The following is a 22,406-nucleotide window of genomic DNA, read 5'->3' as shown; positions in this document are numbered from 1 at the left end:
CGGGACACGCCCTTCGCCGCGCGCGCCCGGCACCGGACCCCGCACCGAGACCCCGCACCGGACCCGGCCTGCCCCGCGGCACGCCGCAACGGCGTCCCGCGCCGGGCGTGGCGGAACGCCGTGGCGCGCCCGGTGGGCCCGGCCCGCCCCGGCGAGCGGAAACCGGTGCGCGGGCATGCGGAGCGGCACCCTAGGATTGGGCCCAAACCACACACACTCACCCCAGAGGATCGCTGCATGCCTGGCATCACGCGCGAGGAGGTCGTCCACCTCGCCCGGCTGGCGCGTCTGGAGCTGAAGCCCGAAGAGGTCGACCACTTCGCTGGCCAGCTCGACGACATCATCGGCGCGGTCGCCCGCGTCAGCGAGGTCGCCGACCAAGACGTACCGCCGACCTCGCACCCGCTGCCGCTGACGAACGTCATGCGCGCGGACGAGGTCCGTCCGTCGCTCACCCCCGAGCAGGCGCTCTCCGGCGCCCCGGCCCAGGAGCAGCAGCGTTTCAAGGTGCCGCAGATCCTGGGGGAGGACTGATCACGTCATGACCGACAGCATCATCAAGCTCACGGCCGCCGAGACCGCCGCGAAGATCGCCTCCGGCGAGCTCACCGCCGTCCAGGTCACCGAGGCCCACCTGGCCCGTATCGAGGCCGTCGACGAGAAGGTCCACGCCTTCCTGCACGTCGACCGCGAGGGCGCGCTCGCGCAGGCCCGCGCCGTCGACGAGAAGCGGGAGCGCGGCGAGGAGCTCGGCCCGCTCGCCGGCGTCCCCCTCGCCCTCAAGGACATCTTCACGACCGCGGGGGTGCCCACCACCGTCGGTTCCAAGATGCTCGAGGGCTGGATCCCGCCGTACGACGCGACGCTCACCAAGAAGCTCAAGGACGCCGACGTCGTCATCCTCGGCAAGACCAACATGGACGAGTTCGCCATGGGGTCCTCCACCGAGAACAGCGCCTACGGCCCGACCGGCAACCCCTGGGACCTCACCCGCATCCCCGGCGGCTCCGGCGGCGGCTCCTCCGCCGCCCTCGCCTCCTACCAGGCCCCGCTCGCGATCGGCACCGACACCGGCGGCTCCATCCGCCAGCCCGCCGCCGTCACCGGCACGGTCGGCGTGAAGCCGACCTACGGCGCTGTCTCCCGGTACGGCATGGTCGCCTTCTCGTCCTCCCTCGACCAGGGCGGCCCCTGCGCCCGTACGGTCCTGGACGCGGCGCTGCTGCACGAGGTCATCGCCGGTCACGACCCGCTCGACTCCACCTCCATCGACGCACCCGTACCGCCGGTCGTCGAGGCGGCGCGGAGCGGCTCGGTGGCCGGGATGCGCGTCGGCGTGGTCAAGCAGTTCCGCGGCGAGGGCTACCAGGCCGGTGTCGTCCAGCGCTTCGACGAGTCCGTCGAGCTGCTCAAGGAGCTGGGCGCGGAGATCGTCGAGCTGGACTGCCCGTCCTTCGACCTGGCGCTGTCCGCGTACTACTTGATCGCGCCGTCCGAGTGCTCGTCCAACCTCGCCCGCTTCGACGGCCTGCGCTACGGCCTCCGGGTCGGCGACGACGGCACGCACTCCGCCGAGGAGGTCACCTCCCTCACCCGTGAGGCGGGCTTCGGCGACGAGGTCAAGCGCCGCATCATGCTCGGCACGTACGCGCTCAGCTCCGGCTACTACGACGCGTACTACGGCTCCGCCCAGAAGGTCCGCACGCTCATCACGCGCGACTTCGAGAAGGCTTTCGAGCAGGTCGACGTGATCGTCTCGCCGACCACGCCCACCACCGCCTTCCCGATCGGCGAGCGCGCCGACGACCCGATGGCGATGTACCTCGCGGACCTGTGCACCATCCCGACCAACCTGGCGGGCAACGCCGCCATGTCCCTGCCCTGCGGCCTCGCGCCGGAGGACGGGCTGCCGGTGGGCCTGCAGATCATCGCCCCGGCGCTGCAGGACGACCGTCTGTACAAGGTTGGTGCGGCTGTAGAGGCCGCCTACGTGAAAAAGTGGGGACACCCGCTGCTCGAGGAGGCTCCGTCGCTGTGAGTGCCATGAACAAGGCCAAGAACTTCAAGAAGTCGAAGACCGGGCTGTACGTGTCGCTCGCCAGCACCGCGTTCGGCGCGCTCGCCGTCGCCAAGCAGGTCAAGCTGGCCCGTTCCGACGGCGACACCCTGCGGCTCGTCGACGCCGTCGTGTCCGCCGTCGGTATCGCCACCGGCCTCGCCATCACCTACCGGGAGCTCAAGCGCCTGGGTGACGACGACGTCCTGCTGGGCTGAGAGGGAAGTAGCACCGTGACCACCACGACCGACCTGGTGTCGTACGAGGACGCTCTCGCGTCGTACGACCCCGTCATGGGCCTCGAGGTCCATGTCGAACTCGGCACCAAGACGAAGATGTTCTGCGGCTGTTCGACCGCGCTCGGCGCCGAGCCGAACAGCCAGACCTGCCCCGTCTGCCTCGGCATGCCCGGCGCCCTCCCGGTCGTCAACGCGACCGGCGTGGAGTCCGCCGTCAAGATCGGTCTCGCCCTGAACTGTGAGATCGCCGAATGGTGCCGCTTCGCCCGGAAGAACTACTTCTATCCGGACATGCCGAAGAACTTCCAGACCTCCCAGTACGACGAGCCGATCGCCTTCGACGGCTACCTCGACGTACAGCTGGAGGACGGCGAGACCTTCCGCGTGCAGATCGAGCGCGCCCACATGGAGGAGGACACCGGCAAGTCGACCCACGTCGGCGGCGCCACCGGCCGTATCCACGGCGCGTCCCACTCCCTGCTCGACTACAACCGCGCGGGCATCCCGCTCATCGAGATCGTCACCAAGCCGATCGAGGGCGCGGGCGAGCGTGCGCCGGAGGTCGCGCGGGCGTACGTCCGTGAGCTGCGCGAGCTCATCAAGGCGCTCGGCGTCTCCGAGGCCCGGATGGAGATGGGCCAGATGCGGTGCGACGTGAACTTGTCGCTGCGCCCGCACGGCCGGGAGAAGTTCGGCACCCGCAGCGAGACGAAGAACGTCAACTCGCTGCGCAGCGTCGAGCGCGCCGCGCGCTTCGAGATCCAGCGCCACGCCGCCGTGCTGAACGGCGGCGGGACGATCGTCCAGGAGACCCGCCACTTCCACGAGGACACCGGGTCGACGACCTCGGGCCGCGTGAAGGAGGAGGCCGAGGACTACCGGTACTTCCCGGAGCCCGACCTGGTACCGGTCGCCCCGGCCCGCGAGTGGGTCGAGGAATTGCGCGCCGCCCTGCCCGAGCTGCCGCTGGTCCGCCGCAACCGGCTGCGCGAGGAGTGGGGGATCTCCGGCACCGAGATGCAGGCGATCCTCAACGCCGGTGCGCTGGACCTGATCGTGGCCACGATCGACGCGGGCGCGGACGCCGCCTCCGCCCGCAAGTGGTGGATGGGTGAGCTCGCCCGCTCCGCCAACGAGTCCGGCAAGTCCCTGGACGAGCTGGCCATCACCCCCGAGCAGGTCGCGCGCGTCACCGCCCTGGTGACCTCCGGCGAGCTGAACGACAAGCTGGCCCGCCAGGTCATCGAGGGCGTCCTCGCGGGCGAGGGCACCCCCGACGAGGTCGTCGAGAAGCGCGGTCTGAAGGTCGTCTCCGACGAGGGCGCCCTCACGACCGCCGTCGAGGAGGCCATCGCCGGCAACCCGGGCGTCGCGGACAAGATCCGCGGCGGCAAGGTCGCGGCGGCCGGCGCCCTCGTGGGCGCGGTCATGAAGGCCACGCGGGGCCAGGCCGACGCGGCCCGCGTCAAGGAGCTGATCCTGCAGAAGCTCGGCGTCGAGGGCTAGTCCTCGACGCAGGCAGGCAAGCAGCCGAGCAGGACCGGACGCCGGTCCCGCTGGACAGCAGTCCGGCGGGACCGGCGTCCGCGTTCACGGCCGCCGCGGCGGGAGACGAAGGGCGCTGAGGCCCCGTACGTGTACGGCGGCGCCCGCCCCGTGTGCGAAAAGCCGAGCACCACAGGAACCCACCGTGTCAGGATCACGCGACGTGCCGGGGGCGAGCCCGGCCGAGGCGGCGGTGGAGGAGCGGGAACAGGATGTACGCGATATCCCTGGGCGACGACGGAGCCGAGCTGCGGCCGCTGGAACCCTGGCACGCCGAGGAGTTCCTCGCGCACCTCGACCGCGGGCGCGCGTTCATCCAGACGCACATCCCGTTCGGCGCCCGGGCCACCGACGGCGAATCGGCGCGGGAGGTGCTCCAGTCGTACGCCGACAAGCGGGCCGCGGACACCGGCAGCCTGCACGGGGTGTGGCTGGACGGGAAGCTCGTCGGCGGCGTGCTCGTCCGGGTGTTCGACGCGGCGAACGAGATGTGCGAGGTCGGCTGCTGGCTGGAACCGGCCGTCACGGGACGCGGACTGATCACCCGGGCCATGCGGGTGCTCATCGACTGGGCGGTCGACGAGCGCGGCATCCACCGCGTGGAGTGGCACGCGTCGTCCGCGAACGGGCCCAGCATCGCCGTGGCGCGGCGGCTGGGCATGACCCGCGACGGTGTGCTGCGGCAGAGCTACCTGTACCGGGGCGTGCGCCAGGACACGGAGATCTGGTCGGTCCTCGCCCCCGAGTGGCGGGACGCACGCGCGCGCGTGGCCCACGAGGATCATTAAGCAACTTCTCAGACGACGTCCGTACGGTGCGGTGCATGGGTACCAAGACGGACGACGAGAACGGCACCGCCACCGGAGCCGGCACCGCGGTGAAGAGCGACGAGGCGAAGAGCGACGAGGCGGCACGGGACCTCACCGCCAAGACGGAGGAGGAGCACCCCGAGAAGACCGCCGACGCCCCCGACGGGGAGACGCGGACTCCGGCCGAGGAGACCGGCGAGACCGGCGAGATCGGCGGGACAGGTGAGGCGGACGAGGAAGGCGAGCGTCCCGTGAGCGCCCAGGGGGCCTCCGCGGGGGTCGGTCAGGGCGCCGCGGCCGTCGTGTCCGCCGGGCTCGGCCTCGTCTCCTTGACCGGTAGCTGGCTCGGCACGGTCGCACAGGCGCGTGAATCGCTCTTCGGGCAGCTGGAGACCGCCGCCGACGCCACGGTCGCCACCCAGATCCAGCAGGTGTACGGCGACTCCTGGAACGCCAACGCCATGGTCGCGGGCGTCTTCGCGCTGGTCGCGCTGATCGTCGGCGTCGTCGTACTGGTCCGGCCCGCGTTCGGCGCCCCGGACCGGGCGCAGGCGCCGTGGATCAAGTCGGTCGCCTGGGCGGGCGTCTCGCTCGGCTTCCTCGGCCTGGTGCTGGCCGTACTGAAGTACACCGACATCCTGCTCTCCATGCCGACAGGCTGACCGGGCACCGGGGCCTCAGGCCGGCCGTGCGCGTCGTACGGTCGCTCCGAGGCCCCCACGCGGGGGAGATGCGGCAGTCTCCCGATGTGACGGAACCCCCTCCGGGCCGAAGGCGGAGCAGCGCACCGAGTGAGCGGTGCCGCGCACGTCCACGAAGGGGACACGATGTCCGTGTACGAGCAGCTGCGGCGAATCCGCGCCGCGGATCTCATCCGCGATGCCGAGCGGCACGCGCTCGCCCGTGAGGCGCGCCGCGCCGCCCGCACGGCACCCGGGGCACAGGACGGCGCGGGGAGGTGGCGGCGCAGGCATACCGCCCGCGGATGATCCCGCGAGGCCCGGGGACGCGTCGGCGCGGGATGACGGGTACGGTCCGGACGCCCGCGACGAACCGGTCCGGCCAGGTCGCGCCGGACGGGACATGGCCCGCGGCCCGCGCGGGCAGAAGCCGGCAAGGGCCGGAGCACCGGCCCGGGGAGGTGCAGGTGCCCGTGTTCAACGTCTTCGATGAACTGTTCGCCCCTGGTCACAAACACACCAGCGACGAACGCAACCGGCTGGAGACGACCCGTGACGATGTCGGCGACAGCGACCCGGGACGCGGTCCCATAGACCTCGACTCGGGCAGGGCGGTCATCCGTCCGCCCGCCGCCCGGCCGCCGGAGGCGGAGCCCGGCGGACCGGACGGGGGCGCCGGCGCGGACCGGGACGGCGGCTGAGGGACCGGCGCGGCCGGGACGGGGTCACTTCACCCGGAGCTCCAGGATCTTGTCGTCCCCGCCCTCCGGCGACCCCCGGCCGTCCGTCTCACTGGTGGTCAGCCAGAGCTTGTCACCGCCCGCGGAGACGACCGTACGGAGGCGGCCGTACTCCCCGGTGAGGAAGGCCTGCGGGTCGGCGGAGGTCTCCGTCCCCTTCAGGGGGATGCGCCACAGCCGCTCACCGCGCAGCCCCGCCATCCAGACCGAGCCCTCGGCGAAGGCGATGCCGCTGGGGGATGCCTCCGCCACCTCCCACTGCTCCACCGGGTCGACGAACCCCGACTCGCCGGCCTCGCCCTCGGCGTCCGGCCAGCCGTAGTTGCCGCCCGGCTCGATCAGGTTCAGCTCGTCCCAGGTGCTCTGCCCGAACTCCGAGGCCCACAGCCGCTGCTCGCCGTCCCAGGCGAGACCCTGCACATTGCGGTGGCCCAGGGAGTAGACGGGCGAGTCCTCGAACGGATTGCCCGGCGCGGGCTCACCGTCGGGGGTCATGCGCAGGATCTTGCCCCCGAGGGACTCCTCGTCCTGCGCCAGCTGCCCCTCGTAGCGCTCGCCGGTGGAGGCGTACAGCATCTTGTCGGGGCCGAAGGCCAGCCGGCCGCCGTTGTGGTTCGTGCCCTTGGGGATGGAGCGCAGGATCGTGTCCGGGGCGCCCAGCTGCGCGCCCTCCGGCTTGTCCGGGTTGTACAGCATGCGCACGATGCGGTTGTCCGAGCCCGAGGTGAAGTACGCGTAGACCATGTGGTCCGAGGCGTACTCGGGGGAGACGGCGATGCCCAGCAGTCCGCCCTCGCCGGCGGCGGAGACACCGGGCACCTCGCCGAGCTCCGTCTTCTCGCCGGTCTCCTCGTCGACCAGGAGGATCGTGCCCTCGTCCCGGGAGGACACCAACAGGCCGCCGCCGGGCAGCGGTGCCAGTCCCCAGGGTGAGTCGAGGCCCTCGGCGACCGTGCGCACGACCTCCACCGAGCCCTTCGCGGGCGGCGCCCCTTCCTCGGTGGCCCGCCCGGACGGTGACGCACCGGACCGGGTGCCGCTCGGCGTCGCGCTCGCGCCGTCGCCCGCCTCCCCGCCGCCGTCGTCGGAGGAACAGCCGGCGGTCACCACCAGCACGGCCGCGGCCAGGAAGGCCGTCACTGCTCGACGTTGCACGATCAAGATCCCTTCGACGCGGGCGTCACTGACCCCTACCCCGTGAGTGCCCCACACGTTCCACGTCTGACGGATCGAGATGATTCCCGCAGCGCGCGGCCCGTCAGTCCCACGATCCCTGCGCCGCCGGCAGCTCCGCCACCTCCGCCAGGTCCTCGGAGGTCAGGTACACCCCGTGCGCGGCGGCGTTCTCCGCCACCCGGTGCGCGTGCCGGGTGCCGGGCAGGGGCACCACGTGGGGGCCCTGGGCGAGGATCCAGGCCAGGGCCACCTGGGCGGGGGTCACGGAGGCGCCGTGGCGGCGGGCCACCCGGCGCAGTCCGGCGACGATCGGCTGGTTCGCCGCCATCATCTCGGCGGTGAAGCGGGGGTGGCGGGCCCGCAGGTCGTCCGGCTCGAATCCGGCACCCGGTCTGAGCGTCCCGGTGAGGAAACCGTTGCCCAGGGGCATCGCCGCCAGGAAGCCCACACCGTGGGCCCGGCACCAGGGGAGCAGCGCGTCGAGGGCCTGGGGCGACCACACCGACAGCTCGGCCTGGACGGCGCTCACCGGGAACACCTGCTGCACGCGCTCCAGTTGCCGGACGGTGGCCTCGTACGGCCGGACGCCGGGGCGGCGCCCGGTGTGCGCTCCGGGCCCGGCGCCCGCTCCCACCGCGCACAGTCCCAGGGCCCGCACCTTGCCCGCCCGCACGAGCTCCGCCATCGCGCCCCAGGTCTCCTCGACCGGCACCTCGGGATCCGCGCGGTGCAGCTGGTAGAGGTCGATGACATCGGTCTGCAGGCGGCGGAGCGAGGCGTCGCAGGCGCGCTTCACGTAGCCGGGACGGCCGTTGGCCACGATGTGCTGGTCGCCCACGAGCAGACCGACCTTCGTGGACACGAACGCCTCGGCGCGGCGCTCCCTCAGCACCCGGCCCACCAGCAGCTCATTGGTGAACGGACCGTACATGTCGGCCGTGTCCAGCAGGACGGCTCCGCGGTCGAGGGCCTGGTGCACCGCCCGCACCGACTCGTCACCACGCTGCCGCGGCCGTCCGTACGCCCAGCTCATCGGCATGCACCCGAGTCCGACCGCCCCTACTTCGAGCGCCGCCGCGCCGATCGTCCTGCGCTCCACCTGGCCGCACCCTCCCTGTCCTGGCACCCCAAAGTAACCAATGGGGCTCCGGTTGCTTCGCGTAGCCTCCAGGGCATGACTGGTGATGTGTGGCTGCCGTACCACGTGGACGAGTTCGAGAAGCTGCCCGACGGGCCCGGGTACCGGTACTGGGACGGTGAGCGGGAGTTCCCCGGCGACCCGGCCGACTGCCTCTTCTACGTGGTGCCGTACATGAAGGGACCCGAGGTCTCCCGGCGGCCCCTGTCCGCGATGACCTCCGTGCAGGTCGTGCAGACGCTCACCGCCGGTGTCGACCACGTGGAACCGGAACTCAGGGATGCGCGCCCCGGCGTACGGTTGTGCAACGCGCGCGGGGTGCATGAGGCGAGCACGGCCGAACTCGCCCTGACGCTGATCCTCGCCTCCCTGCGCGGCGTCCCCGACTTCGTGCGCGGGCAGGACCGCGAGGAGTGGCGGAGCGGCTTCCGTCCGGCACTGGCCGACAAGTCCGTGCTCATCGTGGGGTACGGGTCGATAGGCGCCGCCATCGAGGACCGGCTCATACCCTTCGAGGTCGCGCGGGTGGCGCGCGTCGCGCGCTCTGAGCGCACCACGGAGCGCGGACCGGTGCACCCACTCACCGAACTGCCCCGACTGCTCCCCGAAGCGGACGTCGTCGTCCTGTCGACGCCCCTGACGGAGGCCACGCGCGGCCTGGCCGGCGCCGACTTCCTGGCCCGCATGAAGGACGGTGCGCTGCTCGTCAACGTCGCCCGGGGCCCCGTCGTCGACACCGGGGCGCTCCTCGCGGAGCTGGCGGGCGGCCGGATCACGGCGGCCCTGGACGTCACCGACCCCGAGCCCCTGCCGGCCGGACACCCCCTGTGGCATGCGCCGGGAGTGCTGATCAGCCCCCACGTCGGCGGACCGACCTCGGCGTTTCTGCCGCGCGCCAAGCGCCTGCTGGTGGACCAGTTGTACCGTTTCGTGAACCGTGAGCCCCTGCGCAACGTGATCCTGGAGACGGGTCGTTAGACCGGCGCGCACCTCCTTCGGGCACCCTCCGCAGTCCGCCGGACACGGGTGGTGTCCGCCACCCGCGAGCCGTCACGGAGCGTAGAGGTGCTATGTCCCTGAGTGACGGAACTGGTGTATCGTCCCGGACAGGGGCTGCGCCGCGCACCGTTCGGCGCGGGGGATGGACATGGGACTGCGAGGGGGGCGACGGGCGATGCACGGCCTATGGACGAACGATCCGACGCGGCGGAGCCGTCGACGACGACCCTGGCTGACCGTGACGCGCAGACGCGGCCACGGCCGGCACGGCCATCACCCCCGCCGGCACGGCGGCCGCAGAAGGCACCCGAACCCGGCGCACCGGGACCGGCCGGACACGGGGGCGGCGCTCACCGGAGAGATCCGGTGACCCCCCGCCCGGCCTCCGCGACCACGCTCGACCCGACCCTGCGGACCCGCTCGCCGTCCGGCGCCCCGCTGTCCGGCGGACCGGCGGCGCACGACGGCCCGGCCGGAGCGGGACTGCGCTCGCAACTCCTCCTGGCCCTGGTCTGCGCGGGGTACGCGCTCGGCTCCGCGCTCGGCTGGGGCTCCCGCGAACTGGCCCTCGTCATGGGTGATTTCGGACTCAGCGCCGCCGCGGCCGCCGCGGCCGTGTCCTGCTTCCGCTACGCGCGCCGCAGCCGCAGCCGCTTTCGACCCGCCTGGCTGCTCTTCGCGCTCTCCTCCACGATGGCATCGCTCGGCAACCTCGTCTGGGGCTGGTACGAGGTCGTGCTGGGCCGCCCCGTGCCCAGCCCGAGCTACGCCGACCTGTTCTTCCTGTGCTTCGCACCGCCCGCCATCGTGGGGCTGCTCGTGCTCGCCAAGCGGCCCGTGACCAAGAACGGCTGGGTCTGCCTGGCGCTGGACGCCTGGCTGATCGGCGGCTCGCTGATGACCCTCTCGTGGAGTCTGGCGCTCGCGCGGACCGCACGGTCCGAGGACGGCGACGTCGCCCACGCGGCACTCTCCCTCGCCTATCCCCTCCTCGACATCGCCCTGGTCAGCATGGTGCTCGCCCTCCACTTCCGCCGCTCGGCGGTGAACCGGTCCGCGGTCAACACCGCGATCGCGGCCCTCGCGCTCACGGTCATGTGCGACGCCGTGTTCACCTCGCCGCTGCTGCACGACAGCTACCGCTCGGGACAGCTCCTCGACGCGGGCTGGTTCGCGGGCTCCCTGCTCCTCGCGTACGCCCCCTGGGTCGGCCAGCGGCCGGGGCAGCCGGACGACGAAGAGCACGCGCGCGGGACGCACGAGGACCTCCCGGGCCGGAGCCACGAGGACCCGTACGCCCCGGTCCACGAGGACCGCCACGACGGGCACGCGGTCCTCCCGGGCGCGGAGCCCGGCCGTTATCCGGCCGCGCGTCCCCTCTCCGGATCGCTGGCCGCGCTCACGCCCTACCTCGCCGCCGCCGTCTGCACCCTGGGCATCCTCTACAACGTCTTCGACGGCCGCAGCGTCGACCGCGTCGTCCTGATCACCGCCTGCACCGTCGTGCTCGCCCTCGTGGTGCGCCAGGGCATCATGCTCCTCGACAACATCACCCTCACCCAGGAACTGGCGCAGAAGGAGAACCACTTCCGCTCCCTGGTGCAGAGCTCCAGCGACGTCATCATGATCGCCGCGCCCAACGGCGTCCTCCGGTACGTCAGCCCGGCCGCCGCGGGGGTGTACGGACGGCCCGCGGAGGAGCTCGTCGGCACCGAGCTCTCCGCCCTGATCCACCCGGAGGACCTGGGCTGCGTGGTGCACGAGGTGCGCCGCTTCCTCGCCGCCGACCCGCACGACGAGCCCACCACCCGCATCGAGTGCCGCTTCAGGTCCGGCGGTGGGGGCGGTGGGGGCACCTCCCGCCCGAGCGAGACCGAGAGCGGGGGAAGCTGGCTCAACGTGGAGTCCACCGTCAACCGCCACCAGGTCGGACTCATCTTCAACAGCCGGGACGTGACCGAGAGGGTGCGCCTCCAGGCGCAGCTCCAGCACAACGCCGAGCACGACCCGCTGACCGACCTGCCCAACCGCGCGCTGTTCACCGAGCGCGTGCAGCAGGCACTGTCCGGCCGCCGCGCCTCCGACCGCGGTCCCGCCCTGCGCGGCACGGCCGTCCTCTTCATCGACCTCGACGGCTTCAAGGCCGTCAACGACACGATCGGACACCAGGCCGGGGACGAGCTGCTCGTCCAGGCCGCCCGCAGACTCCAGGACGCGGTCCGCCAGGGCGACACCGCCGCCCGGCTGGGCGGCGACGAGTTCGCGGCCCTCATCACCGGGGACGGCAGCAGTGACCTCGCCGCACGCGAGCAGCACATCCTCGAGCTCGCCGACCGGCTCCGCGTCACCCTCTCGCAGCCGTACCTCATCGGCGGCAACGATGTCCGCGTGGCCGCGTCCATCGGCGTCGCGTTCGCCGAGGCGGGGATCGGCGCGGGCGAGCTGCTGCGCAACGCCGACCTCGCCATGTACCGCGCCAAGGCCGCCGGCAAGGGGCGCGTCGAGCTGTACGTCCCGCAGATGCAGCAGGACGTCGTCCGCAAGGCCGAGCTGGCCGGCCGGCTGCGCGCGGCCCTGCACGACGGCGAGTTCACGTTGCTGCACCAGCCCGTGGTGGCGCTCGGGAGTGGCCGGATCACGTCGGTCGAGGCGCAGGCCCGCTGGCGCTCGGCCCAGGGCGTGCTCTTCACCCCCGCGGACTTCCTGCGGGCCTCCGAGGACGGCGACCGGACCGCCGAACTGGACCGCTGGATCCTCCAGGAGGCCGTCGCGCAGGCCGCCGAGCGCAGCGCCACCGGGCTCACCGTCCCCGTGACCGTGCGGATGAGTGCCCGCCGGCTGCTGGACCGCTCGCTGCCGCTCGGCAGCGTCGAGGCGCTGCTGACCCGGCACGGGCTCGCCTCGGGCGCGCTGATCGTGGAGCTGGCCGACACCGAGCCGAGAACCTGCCTGGACGAGCTGGAGCGCCGGCTGAACGGGCTGAGAAGACTCGGCGTGCGCATCGCCCTGGACGGCTTCGGCAGCGGCCACGCGGCCGTCACGGCGCTGTGGCGGCTCCCCGTCGACGTGCTCAAGCTCGACCGGAGCCTGGTCGAGGGGATCGTCGAGTCACCGCGGCTGCACAAGATCACAAGTGGACTGCTCCGCATCGCGAACGACCTGGGGATGCAGTCCCTGGCCGACGGGGTGGACCTCCCCGAACAGGCCATCGCCCTGCGCGCGATGGGATGCAGTCATGGGCAGGGCGCCGCGTTCTCGTCGCCGCTGGACGAGTACCGGCTGCGCCGGGCGCTGTCCTTGGGACACTGTCCGGTGCCCCACGGACCGGTGGAGCCCGTGTTCGTGGGCGGAGGGGCGGGGGTGTACCCCAGTGGTGTGCCCGTCGTCCACGGCGGCGGTACGGCCCTACGCTCACATGATGAGACTCCCGTCCCACCTACTTGACACACGGTGCGTGCCGGGGGGAGGGTCAGTGCCATGCGCACCCGAATTCTCGTACTTGGAAAGCGCGTCGGCTGAAGCTGGGAACCACCGGAGGACGACCCGGAACTCCCAGCGCCCGCACCCGGCGCGCTCCCCTCGCTTGCCTCACGGCACGAGGGGTTTTTTGTTGCACAGGCACGTGTCGCACAACAGCCGAACCTCGCAAAAACCCTCGCACAATCCTTCAGCATCGAGAAGAGAATGCCGATGACCGAGCAGGCCACCGGGGCCCACCATCCGCAGCCGCGGCCCCGATCCGGAGGACCTCAGTCCGCGACCGTCGAGCACGTCACGGGTGCGCAGTCCCTCATCCGCTCGCTTGAGGAGGTCGGCGCCGACACGGTATTCGGCATTCCCGGAGGCGCCATCCTCCCGGCGTACGACCCGATGATGGACTCCCGGCGGGTGCGCCACGTGCTGGTCCGCCACGAGCAGGGCGCGGGGCACGCCGCCGAGGGCTACGCGCTGGCCACCGGCAAGGTCGGTGTCTGCATGGCGACCTCCGGCCCCGGTGCCACCAACCTCGTCACGCCGATCGCCGACGCCCACATGGACTCCGTGCCCATGGTCGCGATCACCGGTCAGGTCGCCTCCGCGTCGATCGGCACGGACGCCTTCCAGGAGGCGGACATCGTCGGCATCACCATGCCGATCACCAAGCACAACTTCCTGGTCACCAAGGGCGAGGACATCCCGCGCGTGATCGCGGAGGCCTTCCACATCGCCTCCACCGGCCGCCCCGGCCCGGTCCTGGTCGACATCCCCAAGGACATTCTCCAGGCGCAGACCACCTTCTCCTGGCCGCCCGTCATGGACCTGCCGGGCTACCGCCCGGTGACCAAGCCGCACGCCAAGCAGATCCGCGAGGCCGCCAAGCTGGTCACCGCCGCCAAACGGCCGGTGCTGTACGTCGGCGGCGGTGTCCTCAAGGCCGGTGCCACCGCCGAGCTGAAGGTCCTCGCGGAGCTGACCGGGGCGCCCGTCACCACCACCCTGATGGCGCTCGGCGCGTTCCCCGACAGCCACCCGCTGCACGTGGGCATGCCGGGCATGCACGGCAGCGTCACCGCCGTCACGGCGCTGCAGAAGGCCGACCTGATCGTCGCCCTCGGCGCCCGCTTCGACGACCGCGTCACCGGCAAGCTGGACAGCTTCGCCCCGCACGCCAAGATCGTCCACGCCGACATCGACCCGGCCGAGATCGGCAAGAACCGCGCCGCCGACGTGCCGATCGTCGGGGACGCCCGTGAGGTCATCGCGGACCTGATCCAGGCCCTGCAGAAGGAGTACAGCGAGGGCGGCCGGGGCGACTACACCGCCTGGTGGAACGACCTCAACCGGTGGCGCGAGACCTACCCGCTCGGCTACGACCAGCCGCACGACGGTTCGCTCTCCCCGCAACAGGTGATCGAGCGCATCGGACAGCTCGCCCCCGAGGACACGATCTTCACGGCGGGCGTGGGCCAGCACCAGATGTGGGCCGCGCACTTCATCCAGTACGACAAGCCCGCCACCTGGCTCAACTCCGGCGGCGCCGGGACCATGGGCTACTCGCTCCCGGCCGCCATGGGTGCCAAGGCCGGACAGCCGGACCGCACCGTCTGGGCCATCGACGGCGACGGCTGCTTCCAGATGACCAACCAGGAACTCACCACCTGCGCCCTGAACAACATCCCGATCAAGGTCGCCATCATCAACAACGGTGCCCTCGGGATGGTCCGCCAGTGGCAGACCCTGTTCTACAACCAGCGTTACTCCAACACCGTGCTGCACGCCGGTCCGGACGCGGTCGGCAAGGAGAACCGGGGCACCCGCGTCCCCGACTTCGTGAAGCTGGCGGAGGCCATGGGCTGCTACGCGCTGCGCTGCGAGTCGCCGGACGAGCTGGACAAGGTCATCGAGGAGGCGAACTCGATCAACGACCGCCCGGTCGTCATCGACTTCATCGTCCACGAGGACGCGATGGTGTGGCCGATGGTCCCCGCCGGCACCTCCAACGACTCGATCCTGGCCGCCCGGGACGTCCGTCCCGACTTCGGCGACGGCCAGGACGACTGACGACGACGGACAGGAAAGAGCAACCCGACATGTCCAAGCACACGCTCTCCGTCCTGGTGGAGAACACCCCGGGCATCCTCGCCCGGATCGCCGCCCTGTTCTCCCGCCGCGGCTTCAACATCGACTCGCTCGCCGTCGGCGTCACCGAGCACCCCGAGATCTCCCGCATCACCATCGTGGTGAACGTGATCGAGCAGCTGCCGCTGGAGCAGGTCACCAAGCAGCTCAACAAGCTCGTCAACGTGCTGAAGATCGTCGAGCTGGAGCCGGGCGCCGCCGTCCAGCGCGAACTCGTCCTGGTGAAGGTGCGCGCCGACAACGAGACGCGCTCCCAGATCGTCGAGATCGTCCAGCTGTTCCGCGCCAAGACGGTCGACGTCTCCCCGGAGGCCGTGACCATCGAGGCCACCGGCTCCAGCGACAAGCTGGAGGCCATGCTGAAGATGCTGGAGCCGTTCGGCATCAAGGAGCTGGTCCAGTCCGGCACCATCGCGATCGGCCGCGGCGCCCGCTCCATCACCGACCGGTCGCTGCGCGCCCTCGACCGGTCCGCGTAGGACCGCAGGAGGCCGGAAACGGGCGGGTCGGCCGCTCGCCGCCCGCCCGTATTCCGAGACCCCGAGACTTCCCCTCCCCCCACCGTCATACGGTGGGACGCGACACCCGTACACAAGGAGAGAACCCACAGTGGCCGAGCTGTTCTACGACGCCGACGCAGACCTTTCCATCATCCAGGGCCGCAAGGTCGCGGTCATCGGGTACGGCAGCCAGGGCCACGCCCACGCGCTGTCGCTCCGTGACTCCGGTGTCGACGTGCGCGTCGGTCTGCACGAGGGCTCGAAGTCCAAGGCGAAGGCCGAGGAGCAGGGCCTGCGCGTGGTGAGCCCGTCGGAGGCCGCCGCCGAGGCCGACGTCATCATGATCCTGGTGCCGGACCCGATCCAGGCGACGGTCTACGAGGAGCACATCAAGGACAACCTGAAGGACGGCGACGCGCTGTTCTTCGGGCACGGCCTGAACATCCGCTTCGACTTCATCAAGCCCCCGGCCGGCGTCGACGTCTGCATGGTCGCCCCCAAGGGCCCGGGCCACCTGGTGCGCCGCCAGTACGAGGAGGGCCGCGGCGTCCCGTGCATCGCGGCCGTCGAGCAGGACGCGACCGGCAACGCCTTCGCGCTCGCCCTGTCGTACGCCAAGGGCATCGGCGGCACCCGCGCCGGCGTCATCAAGACGACCTTCGCCGAGGAGACCGAGACCGACCTCTTCGGTGAGCAGGCCGTCCTCTGCGGTGGTACGGCCGCGCTGGTCAAGGCCGGTTTCGAGACGCTGACCGAGGCGGGCTACCAGCCGGAGATCGCCTACTTCGAGTGCCTCCACGAGCTGAAGCTGATCGTCGACCTCATGTACGAGGGCGGCCTGGAGAAGATGCGCTGGTCGATCTCCGAGACCGCCGAGTGGGGCGACTACGTCACCGGCCCGCGCATCATCACCGACGCCACCAAGGCCGAGATGAAGCAGGTCCTCGCCGAGATCCAGGACGGCACCTTCGCCCGCAACTGGATGGACGAGTACCACAGCGGTCTGAAGAAGTACGACGAGTACAAGAAGCAGGACTCCGAGCACCTCCTGGAGACCACCGGCAAGGAGCTGCGCAAGCTGATGAGCTGGGTCGACGAAGAGGCGTGACGCGTCCGTGACGGCAGGGCCGGGGCAGCCGTCCCGGCCCTTCGTCTAACTCCGGGTAACGCCCTGATGGCGGCGTTGTCCAGCCCGTCCGGCCCCGGACGGGTGATCCTTCCGCAGGGGCGCGGGACGATGCCCGCGGCGCCACTACACTGCTGCACTAATACGCGTCAGGCCCACAGCGTCGTGCGTCTTCCACGCGGCCACCACCCCTCCGCCAGCGGCCGTCGGGACGGCCGTCCGCAATGGACTTGTGAGGACTCACGTGAGCTCGAAACCAGTCGTACTCATCGCTGAAGAGCTGTCGCCCGCCACCGTCGACGCGCTGGGCCCGGACTTCGAGATCCGGCACTGCAACGGAGCCGACCGCTCCGAACTGCTTCCGGCCATCGCAGACGTGGACGCGATCCTGATCCGCTCGGCCACCAAGGTCGACGCCGAGGCGATCGCCGCCGCGAACAAGCTGAAGGTCGTCGCACGAGCCGGCGTCGGCCTGGACAACGTGGACGTGTCCGCCGCCACCAAGGCCGGCGTGATGGTCGTCAACGCCCCCACCTCGAACATCGTGACCGCCGCCGAGCTGGCCTGCGGTCTCGTCCTCGCCACGGCGCGCCACATTCCGCAGGCCAACACCGCGCTGAAGAACGGCGAGTGGAAACGCAGCAAGTACACCGGTGTCGAGCTCGCCGAGAAGACCCTGGGCGTCGTCGGCCTCGGCCGCATCGGCGCGCTGGTCGCGCAGCGCATGTCGGCGTTCGGCATGAAGGTCGTGGCGTACGACCCGTACGTGCAGCCCGCGCGGGCCGCGCAGATGGGCGTGAAGGTGCTGTCGCTGGACGAGCTGCTCGAGACTGCCGACTTCATCACCGTCCACCTGCCGAAGACCCCCGAGACGCTCGGTCTCATCGGTGACGACGCGCTGCACAAGGTCAAGCCGAACGTGCGGATCGTCAACGCCGCGCGCGGCGGGATCGTCGACGAGGAGGCGCTGTACTCGGCGCTCAAGGAGGGCCGCGTCGCCGGCGCCGGCCTCGACGTGTACGCGAAGGAGCCGTGCACCGACTCCCCGCTCTTCGAGCTGGACCAGGTCGTGTGCACCCCGCACCTCGGCGCCTCCACCGACGAGGCGCAGGAGAAGGCGGGCATCGCCGTCGCCAAGTCGGTGCGGCTCGCGCTCGCCGGCGAGCTGGTGCCGGACGCGGTGAACGTCCAGGGCGGCGTCATCGCCGAGGACGTCAAGCCGGGCCTGCCCCTCGCGGAGCGCCTCGGCCGGATCTTCACCGCGCTCGCGGGCGAGGTCGCGGTCCGCCTCGACGTCGAGGTGTACGGCGAGATCACCCAGCACGACGTGAAGGTGCTGGAGCTCTCCGCGCTGAAGGGCGTCTTCGAGGACGTCGTCGCCGAGACGGTGAGCTACGTCAACGCCCCGCTGTTCGCGCAGGAGCGCGGTGTCGAGGTGCGCCTGACCACGTCGAGCGAGTCCCCGGACCACCGCAACGTCGTCACCGTGCGCGGCACCCTCGCCGACGGCGAGGAGGTCTCGGTCTCCGGCACGCTGGCGGGCCCCAAGCACCACCAGAAGGTCGTCGCGATCGGCGAGTACGACGTGGACCTGGCCCTCGCCGACCACATGATCGTGCTCAAGTACGCCGACCGCCCGGGCGTCGTCGGCACGGTGGGCCGCGTCCTGGGCGAGGCCGGGGTCAACATCGCCGGCATGCAGGTCGCACGGCTGGACCTGGGCGGCGAGGCGCTGGCCGTGCTGACCGTCGACGACACCGTCCCGCAGCCCGTGCTCAGCGAGCTGGCGGAGGAGATCGGCGCGACCTCGGCCCGCGCGGTCGACCTCACCTGACCGGACCCGTTCCACGGCCGGGGCCCGGTACCGTCCTGCGACGGTGCCGGGCCCCGGCCGTGTGGTTCCCGTGCGGGTGTGCTCAGCCGTTCGGCAGGATGACCGCCCGGCCGTTGATCTTGCCCTCGTGCAGCAGCTCGTAGGCGCGCGGCGCCTCGTCGAGCGAGAAGGTCTCGGTGTGCACGTCCAGCACGCCGGTCCGGGCCAGCTCGATGACCTCGAACAGCTCGCTGCGGCTGCCCCAGTAGGACGAGTTGATCGAGACCTCGTACGCGGGCTGCCCGAAGCCGATGGGCATGGTGCCGCCGGCGATGCCGACCAGGGCCAGGTCGCTCTCGACCGCGGCGCAGGCGGCGGCGGTGGCGAGGGTGCTGTCGGCGCCGACGAAGTCGAACACCGCCTGGGCGCCGAGGCCGCCGGTGAGCTCCCGGACCTTCTTCGCGGCCTTCTCGTCGGAGAGGACGCTCTCGTGCGCGCCCACCCGGCGGGCCAGCTCGAGCTTCTCCTCGCTGACGTCGAGCGCGATGACGCGGGCGGAGGTCATGGCGCGCAGCAGCTGGATGCCGACGTGGCCGAGGCCGCCGGTGCCGATGACGACGGCGGTGCTGCCCGCGCCGAGACGCGGCAGCGAGCGCTTGATCGCGTGGTACGGGGTGAGGCCGGCGTCGGTCAGCGGCACGGTCTTGACCGGGTCGAGGTCGCCGATCGGCACCAGGTGGCGCGGGTCGTCGATCAGCAGGTACTCCGCGATGGCGCCGGGGCGGCCGAGACCGGGCGGGTTGATGTTCAGCTCCGTGGCGCGCAGGCAGTAGTTCTCCTTGCCCTGGGCGCACTTGACGCAGGAACCGCAGCCCCACGGGCCGTAGACGGCGACGGAGGTGCCGGTCGCCAGGCCGGTCACGCCCTCGCCGACGGCCTCGACGGTGCCGACGCCCTCGTGGCCGAGGGTCAGCGGCAGCTCGTAGGGGAGTTCCTCCTTGGACCAGCTCATCACGGCGATGTCCGAGTGGCAGACGCCGGCGGCGGTCACCTTCAGCAGGACCTGACCCGGGCCGGGCTCGGGGTCGGGAACAGTCACGACTTCGGGAGCGGAGCCGATCGCCCGGTACTGGACGGCTTTCATCTCATTCTCCTTTTGGGCGGCTTTGCCCAGATTCGCACTGTGGTGATGCCCCCCGCATCCCCGTCAGGTCGGCGCGGGGAGCGGGCGGACGCGCCCGGTCGTGCCACCTCGCCGACATAGTTGAAGGCTATACCTTCTTTTGTCCCGCGGGGACAGTAGTCTCCTCGGGACGCGTCGTCCGCAGGGCCGTGACCGCCAGCACCGCCGCGCCCGCCAGGACCACCGCCCCGGTGAGCGCCGCCCCCCGCATGCCGTCGGTGAACGCCTCCCGGGCCGCGGCCAGCAGGGCGGCCCCCGCGTCGGCCGGCAGCTCCCGCGCCACCGCGAGCGCTCCGCCGAGGGTCTCCCGCGCCGGAGCGGGGGCCGACGGGGGCATCCCGTGGTGGTACAGCGCCGTGCCGACGGAGCCGAGGGCCGCCATGCCCAGCGCGCCGCCGAACTCCTGGCCGGTCTCCAGGACCGAGGACGCCGTGCCCGCCTTCTCGGCCGGCGCCGCGCCCAGGGCCAGATCCGTGACCTGGGACATCACCGTCACGACGCCGCCCGCGAGGACGCCCGCGCCCGTCAGGACCAGCCACAGCGCGTCGGTGTCGACGAGGGCCAGCAGCCCGTAGCCGCACGCCGCGGTGGCGAAGCCCCCCGACAGGACGTGCGCGCGGTCCACGCCCCGCTGCACCAGATGGGCGGCCAGGGGCGCCGCGACACCGATGGGCACGGAGGGCAGGAGTGACCACAGCGCGGCCTCCAGGGCGCTGTTGCCGAGCACGGACTGCAGGTACTGGGTGGTGAAGTACGCGGAACCCATCAAGGCGAAGGCCGCGATCAGGTTCAGGGCCACCGCGGGCGCGAAGCCCCGGCCGCGGAACAGGGACATGGGGATCATCGGGGACTCCGACGTGCGCTGGCGGTGCACGAACAGCGCGGCGAAGAGCAGGCCGACCGTCACCGACACGACGTACCGCACGTGCCAGCCCTCGGACGGGATCTCCTTCAGGCCGTAGATCACCGGGAGCACCGCCGCCATCGACAGCGCCACGCTCAGCAGGTCGAAGCGGCCGGGGTGCGGGTTCCGCGACTCGGGCAGCAGGAGCGGGCCGAGCAGGAGCAGCAGCGCCATCGCGGGCAGGTTGACCAGGAAGACCGAGCCCCACCAGAAGTACTCGACGAGGACGCCGCTCAGCACGGAACCGAGCGCCACGCCCCCCGTCAGCACGGCCGACCACACGCTGATCGCCCTCGCCCGCTGGCCGGGGTCCGTGAACATCGTGCGGACCAGGGCCAGTGTCGACGGCATCAGGGTGGCGCCACCGATGCCGAGCAGTGCCCGCGCCGCGATCAGGGTCTCGGCGCTGTTCGCGTACGCGGCCACCAGTGAGGCCGTGCCGAAGGCCGCCGCGCCGATCAGCAGCAGCCGGCGGCGGCCGATGCGGTCACCGAGCGCGCCCATCGTCATCAGCAGCCCCGCCAGTACGAAGGCGTAGATGTCGAAGATCCATAACTGCTGGGTGCCGGTCGGGGCCAGGTCGGCGCTGATCGCGGGGACCGTGAAGTAGAGCACCGAGACGTCCATCGACACCAGCAGCAGCGGAAGCATCAGTACGGCGAGGGAGGTCCATTCGCGGCGCCCGGCGCGGCTCGGAGTGGCGGGTTCTGTGGTCATGGCGGGAACTGTACGCACGTCTTATACGCGCGTCTAGTACGTTCGTTTAAGACGCTCGTCCCTGACAGCCGTATGGGACGGCTGTACGGACGGCGCTACGCTGCCTCGCATGGGACACCGTGAGGATCTGCTCGAAGGCGCCAAGCGCTGCCTGCTCCAGAAGGGCTTCGCGCGGACCACCGCGCGCGACATCGTCAAGGAGTCGGGCACGAACCTGGCGTCGATCGGCTACCACTACGGCTCGAAGGACGCCCTGCTGGCACAGGCGTACGTGGCGATGGTCGGGGAGCTCTCCGCCGCCTTCGACGGCGGGAACCAGGCCGGACTCACGTCCGAGCCCGGCTCCGTCGAGCGGTTCCAGGAGGTGTGGACGAACGTCATCGCGACCATGAAGGAGCCCGGCTCCCTGTGGCGCCTCAGCATGGAGGCACTCACCATGGGCGACCAACTGCCGGAGCTGCGCGACCACCTGGCCTCGGCCCAGCGGGAGAGCGACCGCGGCCTGGTCACGATGTTCATGGGCGGGCGGGAGGAGGACGTGCCGGAGGAGACGGCGGTCACCCTCGGCCGCCTCTACACCACCCTGTTGCTCGGCCTCGTCGCGCAGTGGACGTTCCACCCGGCCGACGCGCCCGACGCGGACGCGCTCACCGAGGGGCTGCGCCGGGCGACGGCGGCGTGGAAGCCGGGGGAGTAGGGCGCCTCGGATGCGGCGTCAGGAGCGCCCTGGCCGTCAGCCGCGCGGGTCCGTCCCGAGGCGCGCCCCCTTCAGCGCCATGTGCAGCAGCAGGCGGTCCTCGCCGTCGTCCAGGTCCAGTCCGGTGAGCTGTTCGACGCGGGAGAGCCGGTAGTACAGCGTCTGCCGGTGGATGCCCAGCTCCGTCGCCGTACGGCCGGCCTGGCCCGCGCGGTCGAGGTACACCTCGGCGGTGCGGGCGAGTTCACGGTGGGCGGGGGAGAGCAGGACCCGTACCGCGGGGTCCTGGACGGCGCCGGGGGGCAGCGCGGTGAGGAGGCGGTACGGGCCGACGGCGCTCCACTCGGCGACCGGTCCGAGCCGGGGCTCGGCCAGCACGGCGCGGGCCGCCGCCGACGCCTCCCGCCAGGCGGTGCCGAGTCCGTCCAGTCCGGCGCGGGCGTCCGCGATGCCGGCCGCGGAGCC

General features: G+C 71.7%; 19 protein-coding genes. 14 read left to right on the top strand and 5 right to left on the bottom strand.

What is annotated here, in order from left to right; genetic code table 11:
• The first annotated feature begins 237 nt into the window (after positions 1–237).
• From gatC to UW392_RS10635, 7 genes are all read left to right on the top strand, one after another.
• On the top strand, positions 238–534 hold the full coding sequence (gene gatC / locus UW392_RS10665; RefSeq protein ID WP_030574004.1) for an Asp-tRNA(Asn)/Glu-tRNA(Gln) amidotransferase subunit GatC: 297 nt from the start codon (positions 238–240) through the stop codon (positions 532–534).
• 7 nt (positions 535–541) lie between these two features.
• Complete coding sequence (gene gatA, locus UW392_RS10660) at positions 542–2,038, top strand: Asp-tRNA(Asn)/Glu-tRNA(Gln) amidotransferase subunit GatA (RefSeq protein WP_320774678.1); 1,497 nt, start codon at positions 542–544, stop codon at positions 2,036–2,038.
• Positions 2,035–2,274: a hypothetical protein gene (locus tag UW392_RS10655; RefSeq protein WP_320774677.1), complete on the top strand. Its 240-nt coding sequence runs from the start codon at positions 2,035–2,037 to the stop codon at positions 2,272–2,274. Before gatA ends, UW392_RS10655 begins: the two co-directional genes overlap by 4 nt.
• 15 nt (positions 2,275–2,289) lie before the next feature.
• Positions 2,290–3,801: an Asp-tRNA(Asn)/Glu-tRNA(Gln) amidotransferase subunit GatB gene (gene gatB / locus UW392_RS10650; protein WP_320774676.1), complete on the top strand. Its 1,512-nt coding sequence runs from the start codon at positions 2,290–2,292 to the stop codon at positions 3,799–3,801.
• A gap of 251 nt (positions 3,802–4,052) precedes the next feature.
• Complete coding sequence (locus UW392_RS10645; protein ID WP_320774675.1) at positions 4,053–4,628, top strand: GNAT family protein; 576 nt, start codon at positions 4,053–4,055, stop codon at positions 4,626–4,628.
• 35 nt (positions 4,629–4,663) lie between these two features.
• On the top strand, positions 4,664–5,311 hold the full coding sequence (locus UW392_RS10640) for a hypothetical protein (RefSeq protein ID WP_320774674.1): 648 nt from the start codon (positions 4,664–4,666) through the stop codon (positions 5,309–5,311).
• Positions 5,312–5,796: 485 nt separating this feature from the next.
• A complete protein-coding gene (locus UW392_RS10635) occupies positions 5,797–6,030 on the top strand; it encodes a DUF6191 domain-containing protein (RefSeq protein ID WP_414495905.1) in 234 nt (77 codons plus the stop codon).
• A gap of 24 nt (positions 6,031–6,054) precedes the next feature.
• Here the strand turns inward: UW392_RS10635 and UW392_RS10630 are convergent, their stop codons facing one another.
• Positions 6,055–7,230: a PQQ-dependent sugar dehydrogenase gene (locus tag UW392_RS10630; protein ID WP_320774673.1), complete on the bottom strand. Its 1,176-nt coding sequence runs from the start codon at positions 7,228–7,230 to the stop codon at positions 6,055–6,057.
• 97 nt (positions 7,231–7,327) lie between these two features.
• Positions 7,328–8,344: an aldo/keto reductase gene (locus UW392_RS10625; RefSeq protein ID WP_320774672.1), complete on the bottom strand. Its 1,017-nt coding sequence runs from the start codon at positions 8,342–8,344 to the stop codon at positions 7,328–7,330.
• 75 nt (positions 8,345–8,419) lie between these two features.
• On the opposite strand from UW392_RS10625, the gene UW392_RS10620 reads away from it, so the two are divergent.
• The 6 genes from UW392_RS10620 to serA all read left to right on the top strand — a co-directional run bounded on the left by UW392_RS10620 (position 8,420) and on the right by serA (position 18,461).
• Complete coding sequence (locus UW392_RS10620) at positions 8,420–9,361, top strand: 2-hydroxyacid dehydrogenase (RefSeq protein ID WP_320774671.1); 942 nt, start codon at positions 8,420–8,422, stop codon at positions 9,359–9,361.
• 387 nt (positions 9,362–9,748) lie between these two features.
• Positions 9,749–12,826 (top strand): putative bifunctional diguanylate cyclase/phosphodiesterase, encoded by a 3,078-nt coding sequence (locus tag UW392_RS10615; RefSeq protein ID WP_320774670.1) that lies wholly within the window; start codon positions 9,749–9,751, stop codon positions 12,824–12,826.
• Positions 12,827–13,072: 246 nt separating this feature from the next.
• A complete protein-coding gene (locus UW392_RS10610; protein ID WP_320774669.1) occupies positions 13,073–14,923 on the top strand; it encodes an acetolactate synthase large subunit in 1,851 nt (616 codons plus the stop codon).
• Between the two features lie 29 nt (positions 14,924–14,952).
• Positions 14,953–15,480, top strand: a complete 528-nt coding sequence (gene ilvN, locus UW392_RS10605) for an acetolactate synthase small subunit (RefSeq protein WP_320774668.1) — start codon at positions 14,953–14,955, stop codon at positions 15,478–15,480.
• A 130-nt stretch (positions 15,481–15,610) separates the two neighbouring features.
• On the top strand, positions 15,611–16,609 hold the full coding sequence (gene ilvC / locus UW392_RS10600; RefSeq protein ID WP_320774667.1) for a ketol-acid reductoisomerase: 999 nt from the start codon (positions 15,611–15,613) through the stop codon (positions 16,607–16,609).
• Positions 16,610–16,871: 262 nt separating this feature from the next.
• Positions 16,872–18,461, top strand: coding sequence for a phosphoglycerate dehydrogenase (gene serA / locus UW392_RS10595; RefSeq protein WP_320774666.1), 1,590 nt, complete (start codon positions 16,872–16,874; stop codon positions 18,459–18,461).
• A gap of 82 nt (positions 18,462–18,543) precedes the next feature.
• On the opposite strand, the gene UW392_RS10590 is transcribed toward serA, so the two are convergent.
• Positions 18,544–19,584 (bottom strand): NAD(P)-dependent alcohol dehydrogenase, encoded by a 1,041-nt coding sequence (locus UW392_RS10590; RefSeq protein WP_320774665.1) that lies wholly within the window; start codon positions 19,582–19,584, stop codon positions 18,544–18,546.
• A 127-nt stretch (positions 19,585–19,711) separates the two neighbouring features.
• Positions 19,712–21,244, bottom strand: coding sequence for an MFS transporter (locus UW392_RS10585; protein ID WP_320774664.1), 1,533 nt, complete (start codon positions 21,242–21,244; stop codon positions 19,712–19,714).
• Between the two features lie 109 nt (positions 21,245–21,353).
• Between UW392_RS10585 and UW392_RS10580 the strand changes: the two genes are divergently transcribed.
• On the top strand, positions 21,354–21,941 hold the full coding sequence (locus tag UW392_RS10580) for a TetR/AcrR family transcriptional regulator (protein ID WP_320774663.1): 588 nt from the start codon (positions 21,354–21,356) through the stop codon (positions 21,939–21,941).
• Between the two features lie 36 nt (positions 21,942–21,977).
• On the opposite strand, the gene UW392_RS10575 is transcribed toward UW392_RS10580, so the two are convergent.
• A partial coding sequence (locus UW392_RS10575) for a helix-turn-helix domain-containing protein (protein WP_320774662.1) occupies positions 21,978–22,406 on the bottom strand: 429 nt, incomplete at its 5' end.

Source organism: Streptomyces sp. CRN 30, from assembly GCF_034105845.1.
Note: the sequence above shows the minus strand (reverse complement) of the source record. Positions and strands in the feature narration are given on the sequence as shown.

Excerpts from the sequence above, each read along its gene's own strand:
- UW392_RS10590 (WP_320774665.1), bottom strand. The coding sequence starts at position 19,584 with ATGAAAGCCGTCCAGTACCGGGCGATCGGCTCCGCTCCCGAAGTCGTG.
- UW392_RS10645 (WP_320774675.1), top strand. The coding sequence starts at position 4,053 with ATGTACGCGATATCCCTGGGCGACGACGGAGCCGAGCTGCGGCCGCTG.
- UW392_RS10585 (WP_320774664.1), bottom strand. The coding sequence starts at position 21,244 with ATGACCACAGAACCCGCCACTCCGAGCCGCGCCGGGCGCCGCGAATGG.
- UW392_RS10580 (WP_320774663.1), top strand. The coding sequence starts at position 21,354 with ATGGGACACCGTGAGGATCTGCTCGAAGGCGCCAAGCGCTGCCTGCTC.
- gatC (WP_030574004.1), top strand. The coding sequence starts at position 238 with ATGCCTGGCATCACGCGCGAGGAGGTCGTCCACCTCGCCCGGCTGGCG.
- UW392_RS10620 (WP_320774671.1), top strand. The coding sequence starts at position 8,420 with ATGACTGGTGATGTGTGGCTGCCGTACCACGTGGACGAGTTCGAGAAG.
- ilvN (WP_320774668.1), top strand. The coding sequence starts at position 14,953 with ATGTCCAAGCACACGCTCTCCGTCCTGGTGGAGAACACCCCGGGCATC.
- UW392_RS10640 (WP_320774674.1), top strand. The coding sequence starts at position 4,664 with ATGGGTACCAAGACGGACGACGAGAACGGCACCGCCACCGGAGCCGGC.
- gatA (WP_320774678.1), top strand. The coding sequence starts at position 542 with ATGACCGACAGCATCATCAAGCTCACGGCCGCCGAGACCGCCGCGAAG.
- UW392_RS10610 (WP_320774669.1), top strand. The coding sequence starts at position 13,073 with ATGACCGAGCAGGCCACCGGGGCCCACCATCCGCAGCCGCGGCCCCGA.